Raw genomic sequence first — 14,858 nt, 5'->3', positions numbered from 1 at the left:
GCGTTCATGCTCAAAATCTTGATGTAGCATTGATGCGGTATCGATGGAGAAGGTACAGCGTGCAGTGATGGAAATTAAAAAGCGCATCTAAGTATGCGCTTTTTAATTTTATACGTGTGACTATGTTACTCGTTAGAATCAATGATGCGCATGCTTCATTCTACTCATACCCGCCATGACTTTCTTCACTGGAACCGTGACAACTTGCACTTCACCGTTTGCAAAGGTGAGTTCTACATCAATGGTTTGGGTTTCTTTCAATGGCTCGTTTATATTTAGCAGCATGATATGCAGGCCACCTGGTTTTAACATCACGTGCCCGTCTGCGGGAATTTCAATGCTTTTAACCTGACGCATTTGCATAACTTCACCGTCCATCACTACATCATGAAGCTCAACTACCTCTGATGCTTGTGAATTGGCTTTCACTAACGTTCGTACTGTGTCACTGGTGTTTTCAATAGTTGCAAAAACGGCACTGGTGGTCGCATTTGGTGCGGTCGCGCGTGCGTAAGCGTCTGTGACATCAATGGCGGCATTGGCAAAAGACAAGGGTGCAAGAGCAATGAGAGCGAATAGTGTTTTGTTGAGCTTCATGTTGATTCCGATTCTTTTTGTTGTGTTATCTATCCCTGATTATTCAGCCTTTTAATCGCCTCAATAATAGGAGCAGGAGTAAGAGTGTGCGGCACCTTTTCAATCAGGGTGCCATCTGGTTTTAGAAAGTAGAAATACGAACTGTGATCGAGCGTGTAGTCGAGCTTGGAGCCCTCCAGTTCGGTTTTTCGAAATATCACACCATATCGATGAGCAAGTGGTTTGGTCGTATCAAGTGGCGCAGATAAGCCTTCAATCATCGGATGAAAATAGTGCGCGTATTCAGCAGACGCAGAAGCCGCGTCGCGTTCCGGGTCTAGCGAGATAAATAACGGACGAATATTGGCTTTAGCAGTGTCATCAATTTGGTTGAGAGCACCAGCAAGCATAGCAAGCGACGTCGGACAGACATCTGGGCAGCGAGTAAAGCCAAAGTAAACGATTCGAGTTCGCGGATCTTGTTGGTCGAAAATGGCCACGGGCTGCTCATCTTCGCCAAACAAAATGGCATGGTCGGTTTCAGCAAGCAGGCGTTGGGCGTCGTCTTGCTTCTGTGCTTTGTCGTGTTGTTGCAAGTACAGATTAGCCCCTAGCCCAATGGAAAATGCGCCAATAAGTAGTAGAATCCATTTTTTATTCATCGTGTCATCCTAACCGCGGCTTGTACCGATTTATCCCCATTTTCGATAGTGCCATACCAAGTCATACTGTCTTCAGTACAGACGGGTAACACAATCTCACCTTGGTAAACATCGGGTTTAATCATTTCTAGTTGGTACTTGGCCATGCCCATGTCCATTTCTTTGCCTTGCAGGGAAATCATGAGGCTTTCCGCATCGGCTTCTGGCCAAAACACCTGAACTTGGACTGGTATTAATGGATGGGCTCGGTCTTTACTGAGCTGAATCTTAACGCCATCCTGTTCGCAAATCTTGGTCGATAGCATGCAATACTCAGTCAAATCAACATGGTTATCTTGAGCTTTATTGAGAAGATTTGGCAGCACAAAGCCAGCACCAAGTGCCAGCGCGACAAACGAGAACTTTACTTTGTTGTTCAAATTGTTATCAACTCAGCAGGGAAACGTAAGCGCATCGTAACATAATCTCAAGAGGGCGCTGTGCGGTTTACCTAATAGTGTGGCTTTTATACCGAAATTTGCTGGCTCCATAGTATTTTGCTGGCTTCATAGTATAAAGCCAGCATACATGGCAAACAGAAAGGAGAGGATAACTAAAAGCTATAGGTCGTTTACCTCTTGGTGGTCTGATGCTAAAGATTATGCGACGTTGCCGTCGTTATCTTCGTCATAAATAAAACCGCCGGTTTGATGTGCCCAGAGTTGCGCATATACCCCTTTTTGAGCGATCAACTCTTGATGTGTTCCTTCTTCTAGTACTTGCCCTTGGTCCAATACGATTAAGCGATCCATTGCTGCAATGGTCGATAATCGGTGAGCAATTGCAATCACGGTTTTACCTTCCATCAATTCGTTGAGGCTCTCTTGAATAGCTGCTTCTACTTCGGAGTCGAGAGCGGATGTTGCCTCGTCTAGAATGAGTATCGGTGCATTTTTTAATAGTACGCGAGAAATCGCTACCCGTTGGCGTTGCCCCCCTGATAGTTTAACGCCACGCTCGCCAACTTGAGCGTCATAGCCAGTGTTACCAAATGGGTCCGTAAGGGTGTCGATAAATTCGTCGGCATGGGCTTGCTTCGTTGCGGCATAAAGATCCGCTTCTGAGGCATCTGGCCTGCCATACATGATGTTATCGCGGATAGAGCGGTGCAACAGCGAGGTATCTTGCGTCACCATACCAATCTTGCTGCGCAGCGAATCTTGTGTGACGTCAGAGATGGTTTGACCATCGATACGAATTCGGCCGCCCTCGACGTCGTGGAAACGAAGCAGAAGGTTCACAAGTGTTGACTTCCCTGCACCGGAGCGACCAACCAATCCTACTTTTTCACCCGGTTTGATATTAAGGTTTAGGTTGCTAATGACGCCTTTATTTTCGCCGTAATGGAAACTGACATCATCGAATTCGATGCCTCCTTTATCCACCACAATCGGCTTTGCGTTAGGCTTATCTTGAATTGCAATTGGTTTCGACATGGTTTTAATACCGTCAACGACGGTGCCCATATTCTCAAATAGTGCACCGACTTCCCACATGATCCACATCGACATGCCATTGATACGCAAAGCTAAACTGATAGCAATCGCAATAGCACCAATACTGATGGCACTGTCCATCCACAAATAAATAGAAATACCCGCAATGGAGAACAATAGGATGTAGTTGGCAAGTTGCACACAAACATCGAACCCAGTCACTAAGCGCATTTGTCGATGTACGGTATCGAGGAATCCATCCATGCCTTCTTTAGCATATTCGGTCTCTCTTCTACTATGAGAGAAGAGTTTGACGGTAGATATATTGGTGTAACTGTCTACGATACGGCCGGTCATCAAAGAGCGAGAGTCTGCTTGTTCTGCCGCCACTTTTTTAAGTTTTGGGACAAAGTAAAGCTGAATACCAATATAAGCGAACAGCCAAAATAGCATTGGAAGCATGAGCCAAAGGTCGGCTTGAGCCAAGATAAACAGCATAGAGGTGAAGTACACCATGACATAAACGAAGACGTCAGCCGTCTTCATTACCGTCTCGCGAACGGCTAATGCGGTTTGCATGACTTTAGTGGCGACTCTACCGGCAAAATCATCTTGGTAAAAAGACAGGCTTTGCTTGAGCAAATAGCGATGCATTTGCCAACGAATAGACATGGGGTAATTGCCAAGCAGCGTTTGGTGTGTCAGTAGCGAATAAACCAAAATGAGTGCAGGCATGACAAGCAGAATCACCAGTCCAACCCAGAAAAGAGTAGAGCCATTTTCTGCCATAAAGGTTTCGGGAGTACTGGCTGTCAGCAAATCGACCAATTTACCCATGAAGCTAAATAAGGCCACCTCAATAATGGCGACGGTGGTACTAAGCAGCGCCATAATAATTAATGGTTTTTCAAAGCCACGAGTAAAGTGTCGGCAAAAAGCAATAATACCCTCAGGCGGTTGATTGGGATCCGGTTCGGGGAAGGCTTTTGTGAATGATTCAAAGCGTTTAAACATGTTTCACCTAGGTGTTGTCAGTGCAGAATGTGCACTCTTAAAGTAGCGAGGAGGCATCTTTGGTCGCAATCGAAAACGTCTCCCTATAAGCAATGTTTATTGATTGTTTTTATTGACTATTTACATGGTGAAGATTCCGTTTCGCAGAGAAGGTGACGCAGACCAGCGTGGCATTGGGCGCGCAACTAAGTGTATAGCGTTCGACCAAATGGCTCAAGTGATGTCATAAACTTTGTTAAACACCAGGCGATACCTGTTAATAATAAGGTAGTGTTTGTTAACGTAAAAATAATTCATTTGACTTCTCCCCCTTCACCCTAAATCTGACCTTTTCCTGAGTTTTGTGGATATTCAGTGAATATTGCTGAATATTTTGACTCACAAAGGTAATAGTTGGTCTTTATGATCTTAATTAATCTGTAATTCAGTTATTTTGTGATTAACATTTTAATTACAATTTAAAAATTGTTGATGCAAAAATTGTTGATGCAAAAATTGTTGATGAAGTTAGTAGATGAGTGGGATCAATATGAATCAAGGAACCGCTATAAGCCTGAAGTGGCACCGTCAGTCTCAACCGTTAAACACGGTACAAAACGCAACCTGTGTAGTCATGGTTCCACCTAAGGAATTTGGTTTTAATGCTGAAACCGCACAGGATAACGAATTTCAGCAGTCGTTAACTTTAGACGCCAACACGGTGAAAGCACAAGCGATGGGTGAGTACATGGCTATGGTTGCATCACTTCGTAAGGTTGGTGTGCAAGTTGTCGAGTTTGATTACCCGCAGGGTGATCAAGAGACGCCGGATGCGGTTTTCCCAAATAACTGGTTCAGCACCACTCAAGACGGGGTGTTCTATACGTTTCCAATGGCCTGCAAAAATAGGCAGTATGAGGTTCGCCCTGACGCCTTAATAGAGCATTTGCGAGCGGCGGGAAGAACTGTTGTGTCTACGGATTCGCTGGAGAAGTATGCCAAGCAGAGTGCTTTTTTAGAAAGTACGGGCGTCATGGTCAAAGATCATGTCAATCGAACGATCTACGCTGCATTATCTCAACGCTGTGAGAGAGAGGCCTTAGAGGATTACGCGAAACGTATTGGTTATCATCGTGTGGTGTCGTTTCAGACTGCGTTACCATCAGGACAACCGATTTATCACACGAATGTAATGATGGCGATTGGTGAGCACTTTGCTGTTATTTGCGCGGACCTCATTCCAGAATATGAGCGACGGTTTGTCATTAAGTCACTCGCGAAATCCAAGCAAGTGATAACGATTAGCGAACAGCAGATGAACCAGTTTTGTGGCAATATTTTACAGTTGGAAACCGTGAATGGGAACAAGGTGATTGCGATGTCGCAGTCGGCGTTCAACGCATTTACTCCCGCGCAGAGGCAACAATTAAGTACTCATGGCAAATTGTTAGCGTTTGATGTTTCGACCATAGAAACCATCGGAGGCGGGAGTGTGCGGTGTATGTTGGGGGAAGTATTTTTGCCAACAAGGACTCAATCGTTATAGCAAGACGGCTCTGAGAATAGTTTAATTGCTAAGCGATGATTAACCAAAGCGACGTAGCATTGAATGTTGCTTTGGTTTTAAAAATGAACAATAAAGACGCTCGAAGCTTAATAACCCAGGGGGCTCGCAAGCTTTACCACGGTTTTTTGATAAGTGTTGCACAAACGTTCGCCTGAGCACCGCTATCCATCGTCGCGCTTGCGTTCGTCTCAACTAATAAAACGCGATGAATACAACACTTCCCACCATAATGATACCGTTCCCCAATTTGCTTATTGCTAGGTCTAAATAGTCGTAGATTCGCTTTGAGTGTTGGTCTTAATCGGCGGATCAAAGAGGAATTAAGCGAGGTGCTGATTTAAGTTTTATCCTTATTTTTTAAAAGGTCAAGTGTCAATACTGAGATTTTTATCACGAATTGACGGTGTAAATGTGACATTTGTTCGATTTTGATCAATTGTTTAACATCTAAGCCAAAGGTTTATACACTAGACCGCTGGAGTGCACCAAAGATAATAAACCGAAGTGAATAGGGATATGATGCTTAAGATTGTGACGGTAGTACTCGTAAGTGCAGGGGTGGTCGTTGGCGCGAAATACAGCAATGAGGTGAACAGAGTGCTCGATATTGATGGGTACGCGAATGTTGTTGATCAAGTACTGGAAAGCCGCACTGTCATTGAGGAGTGGGGGGAGGAGCTTGTTGGCATGTTTGATCGGTAGATAGAACCAGCAAAAGTTTAACGAGACTCTTTTGCTGGTAATACAATACGAGATTCACTGTCTGAAATGAACTTGTTATTATCGTTCGCCTTGTACTTCAAAATCATCGCTGTCTAGGCGAGCAAGGCCATCTTGTCCTACGACCCAAAGCTCTCTATGGACAACACCAAAAGCCTTGTTCATTGTCCATTTTGACGTTAGAACATAGCCATTATCACCATGGGCTTCCCATTGTGTTTCCGTGTAATCCACGTCTTTAAATCCCTGATCCATGATGTTTTGCCAGAAAGCTTGAATCGCATCCCTCCCTTCAAAGGTGCCAAATGGACGAGCTTGCATGACACAGTGTTGGTTATATTGTTCAGCACATCCTTGCGCATCTTGAGTGTTGAATGCTTGTTTCCAGCGTGCAATACCTTGCTTACATGCGTCGAGTACTTGATTATCTGACATGGTGATTCCTCAATAAGATGTCTGAATACGGGGGTAGCTTAACGCTATTATTAGTGCGGAAAAATAGCTATATTAGAAAGGAATGTTTAATTAAACAGAACAATAGTAATGAATCAATTAAGACAAATGTCAGTCTTTGCTCATATCGTAGAAGCTGGCTCTATTTCAGGTGCTGCAGACGCTCTCGATCTCTCTAAATCGGTGGTGAGTCAACATCTGAAGGCTCTGGAGCTTGAATTAGGTTTAACCTTACTGAAGCGCACGACACGACGACAGGTACTTACTTCAGCTGGAGAGCACTTTTACCACCGTTGTAAATCTCTTAATGAAATTGCTAACTCTGCTTGGACTGAAGCCCAACAACGAAAAGAGGTGCCGCAGGGAAGGGTGCGAATTACCGCGCCGAATGCCTTGATGGAAACACTCATCACTCCTGTGATTGGTCGCCTGATTCAGCAATACCCATTGCTTGAACCTGAACTAGTGAGCAGCGATGACCAGCTCGATTTTTATGAGCACAATATTGACCTCGCGATTCGCGTTGGGCAGTCAAAAGATAGCAATCTAAAGCAACGGCGATTAGGGGAGTTTAGAGATGTACTATGTGGAGTACCGTCGATATTGCCTGATACAGATTTGGTTGATTTAAACTATATCTCAAATAGTTGGCAAGGAAGGAAGATCCATCACGTCTTTAGAAATCAGCAAGGCGATGAAAAGGAGTATCACCAGGAGGCTCGCTGTTTAACCAACTCATTCCATAGCTGCCTATCACTAGTAAAATCTGGGGCGGGTATTGGTCTGATTCCCGATTTCTATTTGCCTTTTGTTGAGCCAAGCCTTGTTGAGATCCTGCCTGATTATCAGCTACCACCAAATACGATCTATGCTTTAAATCCATTTGTTCAACATGTGCCGATGTCAGTGAATGTTTGTATCAAAGCGATTGAGGAGCAGTTAAGGGCGTTGGTGGTTAATGGGTGATCTGCATATCTAGAATTATAGAAATATAGCGTATTTAAAAGTCGACTAAAGCATCGATAGGTTTTTTTGAATTGAATTTTGCTAGGGAATTTGTTTTTTAGAGGGGGTAAAACGGAAAAGTGGCGCAAACAGTAAACTGCTTGCGCCATTTTTGAAACTTAGATAGCTACTACGTTTGCAGCTTGTGGGCCTTTTTGGCCTTGCTCTACTTCAAAAGACACTTTTTGGCCTTCAGCAAGAGTTTTGAAACCTTCAGAAGCGATAGCACGGAAGTGAACGAATACGTCAGCACCGCCGTTGTCTTGAGTAATGAAACCGAAACCTTTCTCTTCGTTAAACCATTTTACGATGCCAGTAGTTTTGTTAGACATGAGAGCCCCTTAATATATTAAATTTTATAAAGTTATCGCTAAATTGCGATGCGCTGATAGCTCGAATTATTTAATGTTACGATGAAGCAAGGGAAACACTGAGAATAACAACACTAACGATGGCATACTAAGGCTTTACTTTCACTTGATGTTTCATTAATAACTCTGTACAACAGAGCGAGACGAATAATACCCGACCCTCAGTGTATGTAAAGTATTATTTTATTGGTTTTAAAATTATTTTTTCAGTTTTTTGCTGAGTATATTTTTCATGTATGAGGTTTTTGTTTTTAATATCTTGATATTAAAGCTTATTTTTTGTTTTCTCGAGAAAGGTAATGAATGGTAAGCGATAATATTCATATCGGCTCGCTTACCGTTGAGGATGTTAATTACACCATTTTATTGCTTCTTTGATGACTGACGTAGGGTGGCAATTTCATCGGCATAGATGTTCAGCGATACGAGGAACATAAGCTTGTGATAGACGATGAAAATGGGAAGACATACATGACCGCATGGTAAACTGAGACGGACGCACAAAGTCGGCACTGAGAGACGGCTCAGCCTAGATGTTTAAAGTGTCATAACCGAAGCTCTCCTTTCTAGTCGTCTCATTAAAATGAGTCAAAATATAAGAGAAGGATCACCCGCGAATTCAACTACCCATCCCCCTGCCTTTTTTGAGTTCGTTACTAGGCATGACATCGCTATTATTGAGCTTGACATAGATTCGCGAGCGCTCCTTTTATTAAGGGATGGCGTGGCCTCGAGCACTTTCATAGAGCAGATACCACTCTTCTCTGCTCAGTTTGATATCACTGGCATGACCACAAGCAAGGATACGTTGTGGATTTGTGGTACCAATGACCGGTTGAATATTAGCGGGATGACGCATTAACCAAGCCAGCACGATGGCTTCTTTAGACGCCTCATGGTGCTGGGCTAGCGAAGCGACGACATTGGCGGTGTTTCTAATATTGTCAGGCTGCTGTGATATGTCGCGCCCAGAAAATAGCCCCTGGCTAAGACTTCCCCATGCTTGCAAGGATATTTGCTTCATTTGGCAATACTCGAGCGTCCCTAACGCTGAGCTGGCAAATGGGGTGATGCTTTCCTCTAGCCAATTGAGTTGCGTTAGACTCATCTCCAATTGTGAGCAGACAATCGGGGTATTTAATGCCGACTGCAAAAAGCGGATTTGATGGACATTCATATTGGACACCCCAAGGTGGGCAATCTTTCCACTGCTTTGGAGATATTCGACCGCGTCAGCAACCTCATCGGGCACCATCAAGGGATCGGGTCGATGAAGCAGTAGCGTGTCGAGTTGCTCTATTCCCAGTCGAGTTAAGATGTTGTCAACGGCGTCAATAATCCATTTTTTAGAGAAATCATAGCGATTAGGACCGTGTTGATCGGCGAATCGAATCGCACACTTTGACTGAAGTGTGATGAGGTCTTTTAACTCCGGCCTTTGTGAAAGAACCTGGCCAAAGACTTGCTCTGCTTTGCCTAGTGTGTAGATATCGGCATGATCAAAAGTCCGTATATTCGCATCGAGTGCTGCGTCGATAACCTCGTGAGCTTGTTGCACATGCGCGGCGGAAAGAGTGCTATTGTCCCAGCCACCGCCTAACCCCATACAGCCATAAATCAATGAAGACTGCTGGTGTGTTGATATCGTCATAATTCATGTTATCCAAATAAATGTTTGATGAACCCAGCATGCCTGAATCTATTGTTTACAAAAACATCGCCAATAGAATTCATTGTTTGGTATAACAAACAATGAATAACGAAGAGAGAAAGAGCAATGCAACATAAGAAAATTGAGCGTTTGATGTTGTATTCGGAAGTGGCGAAACAACGGAGCTTTACCAAAGCAGCGGAAACGCTGGAAATGTCAAAAGGTTACTTGTCAACGCAGATTAAGCAGCTTGAGAAGGACTTGGGTTACACATTGATGATTCGCTCGACGCGAAGCCTTCGCCTGACCCCGCAAGGTGAACGTGTGCTGGCTGGTATGGAATCGATCCAGATGACGTTGCTTGATCTTGAAAGACAAGCCGATTACGAAAATGAAGCACTGGAAGGGATCATTCGTATCACTGCTCCGTTGCAGTTTACGCAGTCGAAGTTGACTGATTTATGTGCGCGCTTTAATGAGCGGCACCCACAAGTGCAATTTGAGATTGAATGCAGTTACCAAAGCCATGACTTGGTCAAAGATAATTTTGATGTGGCTTTTCGTGCCACACAAGCGCCACCTGAAAATATGGTTGCTCGTAAACTGTTCAGTTATAAAAAAATAGTCACTGCTACAACAGGTTACCTTTCTATGCACGAGCCGCTTATTCATCCCAATCAACTCATCAATCACAATTGCCTTACCGGAAACAGCATCACGGAGTGGGGGTTCAAACAAGGCCGTTATCCGATAAAGGGCTGGCTCTTTACCCAAGAGAATACTGTGCTTAAATCACTGGCACTTGAGGGGAAGGGGTTGATTTATACCCCCGATTATTTTGTAGCCAAAGAGGTGGACGCTGGCACACTTCAACCCGTGTTGAGTGCCCATACCGATATAGAAAACGATATGTATTTACTGTATCCGTCACTGGTCAGTCGCTCAAAACGGTTAAGTACATTTATAGAGTTTGTACAGCATCGACTGAAACGCTGATGTTGCATGATATTCGATCGCGAGTGTGCAGAGCGAGATGCCTGAAATAATACATAACCTGTCATCTGCAGGCGTCACCCAAGAACGTCATCTTGGGTGACGGGTTGTGTCATCACTGATAGCGATTGAACGTGTTGTTTAGTTGCGAGCCTTGCCTTAACTTATATGCCTTACTGGACAGCTTTCATCGTTGGCAGCAAGCGTACGTTATCTTTAAGCACGGCGTCACTTGGCTGATAATGACGAATGCCGATGTTAAACTCCCCTGAGTCGTTCTTTGTTTGAATGTTATTGGGCGCAGCGTCGCCACAACCAAAACTAATCGTGTAGGTACCATCAGCATTTGGTGTCGCGGTATTAGAGCTGTAGTTCGCTAAATCGTTGAACATAAAGCCAGCTTTGTTGTAAACGGTGATAGACCAAAATGCGTGGTTATTGGGATCGTTAAACGTCGCTTGGTGGCAAACATTATCAGGGAAGTTTTTTGATATTTCATAAATATTATCAACGGCCTGCGCTCCACCCCAGCCAACGGCTGCACCCACTTCATATTTTTCTTGGGTAAAATCTTGCTGTGAATCATCGGTTGGTGCGGTAAACATACCTAATAGTGCATGACTACCATCACGTTGAGAGATGGCTGGCATTTTTGCTTTCAGCTCACTTTCGATGTTCTTAAACGAGGCGGTGTCGACGGGTTCTGCCATGAATGCTTGGTTGTTGGTAGCAGTGATTGTCATCTGGTCTTGATATTTCGCCGCTTCAGCTTCAGTAAACGTTGAGTCTAATCGAACCACCAGGTACACATGATTACCAGCGTGTGTTGAGAGTTCAAAGGTGCCCGATCCATAAAACATAGGTTGAATACGATGGTCTTCGGTCACGGGTTGAACGGAAATGTATTTGCCTTCGGGCACGTTAGGCATAGTGACCGTTGCGCCTCCAGAGACATCCACCACAGCCATAGAATAATATGTATCGCGGTTCATTCTAACAACGGGTTGCTGATCAGTAGGCGTGAGTTGTCGTTTATGTAAAAACTGGTTTACGCCCACCGCATCTTGATTTTTTAGCATCTGATGGGCGGTTTCTGCCGTTGGGTAACTCGCCGTGGTGACCGTTTCACCCGTATTGCTCATAAATGCTTGAAGTGAGTCAACCGGTTCCGCTAAAGCAACAGAAGCATTTAAGGTAAGCATAGCGAGTGTTGTGCCTTTCATGACATTCCACGCACCAGTTTTTGAAAACACATTCATCTGATTAGCACTATTCATATTGAGCCCTTTTAGGTTGTTCACTGTTAAAGTCAGTGGATACCAAAAAGAATAGGACAGAAGAGATATGATTAGAAATGAATAGTTTTTATTTCTAATATGCATGAAAATTATATCACTGGAGACAGAGTCTTTACCTCAATAGTGCGCCATTGACTTGAACATGCATGCTTCAAAGTTATACTAAATTGAATGAAGTATACGTAAGGTGCATATCACATGGTTTCTTTAGAGCAACAACTATCACGGCTCGATCTGAATTTATTAGTGTCTTTGAGCGTGTTGCTCAAAGAAAAAAACGTGACGAAAGCAGCCCAAGCGCTGTATTTATCACAACCGGCGATGAGCCGAACGCTGGGCCGTCTCCGGACCTTGTTTGATGATCCGCTATTTTATCGTGAATCCGTCGGTCTGGTTCCAACTCAAAAGGCGCTCGAACTTGAAGAACCATTAGATGCAATGCTACGGTCGGTGCAAAGCCTGATTGTTCAAACCGCATTTGATCCTAAAACCTGCGAACAGAGTTTTACGCTCTCTTTGCCACCGTTAATGAGTCAATGGTTGTCTGTGCCATTGGCTAAAGCTTTTATCACACAAGCCCCGCGAGCCAGTTTGTTGGAATACCCCATAAGCAAAGACCCCGGACAACAGCTTATCGAAAGAAAAGTCGATTTCTCTATTCATATTACCCAGCCCAATGATCATGAAGAATTGCCAAGCACGATTATTGGCCACACGTACCCTGTATTTTATACGGCGGTGTCACATCCATTAGCCCAGCAGAGTATGGTCACGTTAGAAGACTGCTTAGCCTACCGTTTTGTCGATCTGACGTTGGATATACGCTCAGGATTTAGTGTCCAAAACCCCATTGATGATTACCTGTCTAAAGTGGGGTATCGCCGTGATGTGGCCTTTCGAAGTGGGCAGCTAATGACACTCGTTGAAGTGATGCAAGAGACAACATGCGTCCTAGCTTCTTCACATCAGCTCTCACAACTAGAGTGCGTTGCGAACAAGCTTGTTCCGGTATTTGCTATTGATGATGTTGAGGCGATGCGCATTACGCTCTACCTTATCGAACATAAACGGACAGCGTCGAGTGTGGCACATCAGTGGTTAAAACAGCTTATCATCGAGACCACAAAGTCGTCATCAAACGTGTGCACATAAGAAAGGGCGAAGAGGCATAGAGCCAAAAGAGGGATAATTGTAAAGGTGGTATTTCGAGGTGACAAAAACAACAAAGCCCCGTAAAAACGGGGCTAAGGATACAATCAACTCAGTGTCACATTGTGTGACCGGTAAACCGGTATTGCTACTGCAAACCGGTGTTAACCGTGTGAACTGATGTTAGCTACTTGCTTGTAGCTTGTCGTTGCCGCCAGATTTTGCTGCATTCATCAGCAAGATACCCACGACTAGAACAATTGAACCACATAACAAGAACAATAAACGGCCTGTTGGTTCATTTGGAATCAGAGCCATCGCTAAGATACCGAAACCAGCAGTACTGATTAGCTTACCAAGCATTGAACGTTGCTTAGTATCTAGGTTCTGTTGCTCTTCAGACTCCGCGATAACTGGTGTGTTCCAGTTCTCGAATAACTTCTCAACTTCAGCTTCACGTTCAGGAGTGCGACCTTTGTAAGCAAGCGTTGTTGCAATGAAGAAACCACCTGTAAACACAACGTGTGCACATAAGCTCAGCGCTACTTTCAAATCAGACCATTCACGACCGGTTAGAGCGTGGTCTAGGTTGAAGAAGTTCTCAATATGCTCTGCTTGAAGAGAGATACCGAATATCCAAGAAACCACACCACCCACAATCAGTGTAACCCAGCCAGCCCAATCTGGAGTTTTACGAATCCACATACCTAGTAGCACAGGGATAAGCATTGGGAAGCCAATAAGTGCGCCAACGTTAAGAACGATGTCGAACAAGCTTAGGTGACGTAATGAGTTAATGAACAGGCCAATAGCGATAACAAGAAGCGCCATGACAACCGTTGTTAGCTTACTGACCACTACAAGCTCTTTTTGAGAGGCGTTTGGACGCACTATCGGGCTGTAGAAGTTCATTACAAAGATACCAGCGTTACGGTTCAAGCCTGAATCCATAGATGACATCGTAGCCGCGAACATCGCAGACATTAGCAAGCCAACCATACCTGCAGGCATGATGTTTTGCACAAACGCTAGGTAAGCTGCATCTGCACCCACAGAACCGTATTGGTCTGCGAAGTCTGGCATAAATGCACTAACATACCATGCTGGTAGGAACCAGATTAGTGGACCGACAACCATTAGCACACAAGCAAGACCTGCTGCTTTACGTGCGTTCTCACTGTCTTTAGCACAAAGGTAACGATAAGCGTTGATGCTGTTATTCATTACACCAAATTGTTTGATGAAGATGAACACAACCCAAAGCACAAAGATACTCATGTAGTTTAGGTTATTACCAACGTAGAAATCACCTTGGAAGTTATCAACGATATTGCCGATACCACCACCGTGGAAGTATGCCGCAACAGCACACGTGATGGTGACCGCCATGATAACAAGCATTTGCATGAAGTCAGACGCAACAACCGCCCAAGAACCGCCAGTTACAGACATTAGCATTAATACTAAGCCGGTAACGATAATGGTCGCTTCCATTGGAATATCAAAAACAGCGGCTACGAAGATAGCAAGGCCGTTTAGCCAGATACCTGCAGAGATTAAGCTGTCTGGCATGCCTGCCCAAGTGAAGAACTGCTCAGACGTTTTACCAAAACGCTGACGTATTGCTTCGATTGCCGTCACTACTCGGAGCTGACGGAATTTCGGAGCGAAATACATATAGTTCATGAAATAACCAAACGCGTTGGCTAAGAATAGGATAACAACGACGAAACCATCGCTGAAGGCGCGTCCTGCGGCTCCCGTAAACGTCCATGCTGAAAACTGTGTCATGAAGGCGGTTGCACCAACCATCCACCACAACATTTTGCCGCCCCCTCTAAAATAATCACTCGTGGAAGTGGTGAACTTACGGAACATCCAACCAATTGCGATTAAGAAAAAGAAGTAGGCGAGTACTACAAGAGTATCAATAGTCATGATTCAG

General features: G+C 44.3%; 14 protein-coding genes. 5 read left to right on the top strand and 9 right to left on the bottom strand.

What is annotated here, in order from left to right:
- Window positions 1-138 precede the first annotated feature (138 nt).
- The 4 genes from AB4405_RS12580 to AB4405_RS12565 all read right to left on the bottom strand — a co-directional run bounded on the left by AB4405_RS12580 (window position 139) and on the right by AB4405_RS12565 (window position 3,727).
- Window positions 139-597, bottom strand: coding sequence for a copper chaperone PCu(A)C (locus tag AB4405_RS12580; protein WP_372061095.1), 459 nt, complete (start codon window positions 595-597; stop codon window positions 139-141).
- Window positions 598-626: 29 nt separating this feature from the next.
- On the bottom strand, window positions 627-1,238 hold the full coding sequence (locus AB4405_RS12575) for an SCO family protein (protein ID WP_372061094.1): 612 nt from the start codon (window positions 1,236-1,238) through the stop codon (window positions 627-629).
- Window positions 1,235-1,657, bottom strand: coding sequence for a hypothetical protein (locus AB4405_RS12570; protein WP_372061093.1), 423 nt, complete (start codon window positions 1,655-1,657; stop codon window positions 1,235-1,237). Before AB4405_RS12570 ends, AB4405_RS12575 begins: the two co-directional genes overlap by 4 nt.
- A gap of 219 nt (window positions 1,658-1,876) precedes the next feature.
- Window positions 1,877-3,727: an ABC transporter ATP-binding protein gene (locus AB4405_RS12565; RefSeq protein ID WP_372061091.1), complete on the bottom strand. Its 1,851-nt coding sequence runs from the start codon at window positions 3,725-3,727 to the stop codon at window positions 1,877-1,879.
- A gap of 529 nt (window positions 3,728-4,256) precedes the next feature.
- Here AB4405_RS12565 and AB4405_RS12560 point away from each other — a divergent pair.
- Together AB4405_RS12560 and AB4405_RS12555 are read left to right on the top strand one after the other, a co-directional pair.
- Complete coding sequence (locus tag AB4405_RS12560; protein WP_372061090.1) at window positions 4,257-5,252, top strand: arginine deiminase-related protein; 996 nt, start codon at window positions 4,257-4,259, stop codon at window positions 5,250-5,252.
- Window positions 5,253-5,789: 537 nt separating this feature from the next.
- A complete protein-coding gene (locus AB4405_RS12555) occupies window positions 5,790-5,975 on the top strand; it encodes a hypothetical protein (protein WP_102468126.1) in 186 nt (61 codons plus the stop codon).
- A gap of 78 nt (window positions 5,976-6,053) precedes the next feature.
- On the opposite strand, the gene AB4405_RS12550 is transcribed toward AB4405_RS12555, so the two are convergent.
- Window positions 6,054-6,428, bottom strand: a complete 375-nt coding sequence (locus tag AB4405_RS12550; protein ID WP_102468125.1) for a nuclear transport factor 2 family protein — start codon at window positions 6,426-6,428, stop codon at window positions 6,054-6,056.
- Between the two features lie 108 nt (window positions 6,429-6,536).
- Here AB4405_RS12550 and AB4405_RS12545 point away from each other — a divergent pair, with 108 nt between their 5' ends.
- Window positions 6,537-7,412, top strand: a complete 876-nt coding sequence (locus AB4405_RS12545; RefSeq protein WP_372061089.1) for a LysR family transcriptional regulator — start codon at window positions 6,537-6,539, stop codon at window positions 7,410-7,412.
- A gap of 158 nt (window positions 7,413-7,570) precedes the next feature.
- On the opposite strand, the gene AB4405_RS12540 is transcribed toward AB4405_RS12545, so the two are convergent.
- Both AB4405_RS12540 and AB4405_RS12535 read right to left on the bottom strand, forming a co-directional pair.
- On the bottom strand, window positions 7,571-7,783 hold the full coding sequence (locus tag AB4405_RS12540; RefSeq protein ID WP_102468123.1) for a cold-shock protein: 213 nt from the start codon (window positions 7,781-7,783) through the stop codon (window positions 7,571-7,573).
- A gap of 751 nt (window positions 7,784-8,534) precedes the next feature.
- Window positions 8,535-9,473, bottom strand: coding sequence for an aldo/keto reductase family oxidoreductase (locus tag AB4405_RS12535; RefSeq protein WP_372061087.1), 939 nt, complete (start codon window positions 9,471-9,473; stop codon window positions 8,535-8,537).
- A 126-nt stretch (window positions 9,474-9,599) separates the two neighbouring features.
- Here AB4405_RS12535 and AB4405_RS12530 point away from each other — a divergent pair, with 126 nt between their 5' ends.
- Window positions 9,600-10,469, top strand: a complete 870-nt coding sequence (locus AB4405_RS12530; protein ID WP_372061086.1) for a LysR substrate-binding domain-containing protein — start codon at window positions 9,600-9,602, stop codon at window positions 10,467-10,469.
- 170 nt (window positions 10,470-10,639) lie between these two features.
- On the opposite strand, the gene AB4405_RS12525 is transcribed toward AB4405_RS12530, so the two are convergent.
- A complete protein-coding gene (locus AB4405_RS12525) occupies window positions 10,640-11,689 on the bottom strand; it encodes a DUF1214 domain-containing protein (RefSeq protein WP_372061100.1) in 1,050 nt (349 codons plus the stop codon).
- A gap of 273 nt (window positions 11,690-11,962) precedes the next feature.
- Here AB4405_RS12525 and AB4405_RS12520 point away from each other — a divergent pair, with 273 nt between their 5' ends.
- The gene (locus AB4405_RS12520) at window positions 11,963-12,916 is read left to right on the top strand and encodes a LysR family transcriptional regulator (protein ID WP_372061085.1); all 954 of its coding nucleotides are present in this window, start codon (window positions 11,963-11,965) and stop codon (window positions 12,914-12,916) included.
- 180 nt (window positions 12,917-13,096) lie between these two features.
- On the opposite strand, the gene AB4405_RS12515 is transcribed toward AB4405_RS12520, so the two are convergent.
- Window positions 13,097-14,851, bottom strand: coding sequence for a sodium:solute symporter family protein (locus tag AB4405_RS12515; protein WP_372061084.1), 1,755 nt, complete (start codon window positions 14,849-14,851; stop codon window positions 13,097-13,099).
- Window positions 14,852-14,858 lie beyond the last annotated feature (7 nt).

This window comes from Vibrio sp. 10N.261.51.F12 (genome assembly GCF_041471725.1).
Taxonomy (GTDB): domain Bacteria; phylum Pseudomonadota; class Gammaproteobacteria; order Enterobacterales; family Vibrionaceae; genus Vibrio.
The sequence above is the reverse complement of the archived record's forward strand: the minus strand, read 5'-3'. Positions and strand labels throughout refer to the sequence as shown.

Bases quoted from the DNA above. Each gene is read 5' to 3' on its own strand.
- AB4405_RS12580 (WP_372061095.1), bottom strand. From the start codon at position 597: ATGAAGCTCAACAAAACACTATTCGCTCTCATTGCTCTTGCACCCTTG.
- AB4405_RS12575 (WP_372061094.1), bottom strand. From the start codon at position 1,238: ATGAATAAAAAATGGATTCTACTACTTATTGGCGCATTTTCCATTGGG.
- AB4405_RS12565 (WP_372061091.1), bottom strand. From the start codon at position 3,727: ATGTTTAAACGCTTTGAATCATTCACAAAAGCCTTCCCCGAACCGGAT.
- AB4405_RS12560 (WP_372061090.1), top strand. From the start codon at position 4,257: ATGAATCAAGGAACCGCTATAAGCCTGAAGTGGCACCGTCAGTCTCAA.
- AB4405_RS12555 (WP_102468126.1), top strand. From the start codon at position 5,790: ATGATGCTTAAGATTGTGACGGTAGTACTCGTAAGTGCAGGGGTGGTC.
- AB4405_RS12550 (WP_102468125.1), bottom strand. From the start codon at position 6,428: ATGTCAGATAATCAAGTACTCGACGCATGTAAGCAAGGTATTGCACGC.
- AB4405_RS12545 (WP_372061089.1), top strand. From the start codon at position 6,537: ATGAATCAATTAAGACAAATGTCAGTCTTTGCTCATATCGTAGAAGCT.
- AB4405_RS12540 (WP_102468123.1), bottom strand. From the start codon at position 7,783: ATGTCTAACAAAACTACTGGCATCGTAAAATGGTTTAACGAAGAGAAA.
- AB4405_RS12535 (WP_372061087.1), bottom strand. From the start codon at position 9,473: ATGACGATATCAACACACCAGCAGTCTTCATTGATTTATGGCTGTATG.
- AB4405_RS12530 (WP_372061086.1), top strand. From the start codon at position 9,600: ATGCAACATAAGAAAATTGAGCGTTTGATGTTGTATTCGGAAGTGGCG.
- AB4405_RS12525 (WP_372061100.1), bottom strand. From the start codon at position 11,689: ATGAAAGGCACAACACTCGCTATGCTTACCTTAAATGCTTCTGTTGCT.
- AB4405_RS12520 (WP_372061085.1), top strand. From the start codon at position 11,963: ATGGTTTCTTTAGAGCAACAACTATCACGGCTCGATCTGAATTTATTA.
- AB4405_RS12515 (WP_372061084.1), bottom strand. From the start codon at position 14,851: ATGACTATTGATACTCTTGTAGTACTCGCCTACTTCTTTTTCTTAATC.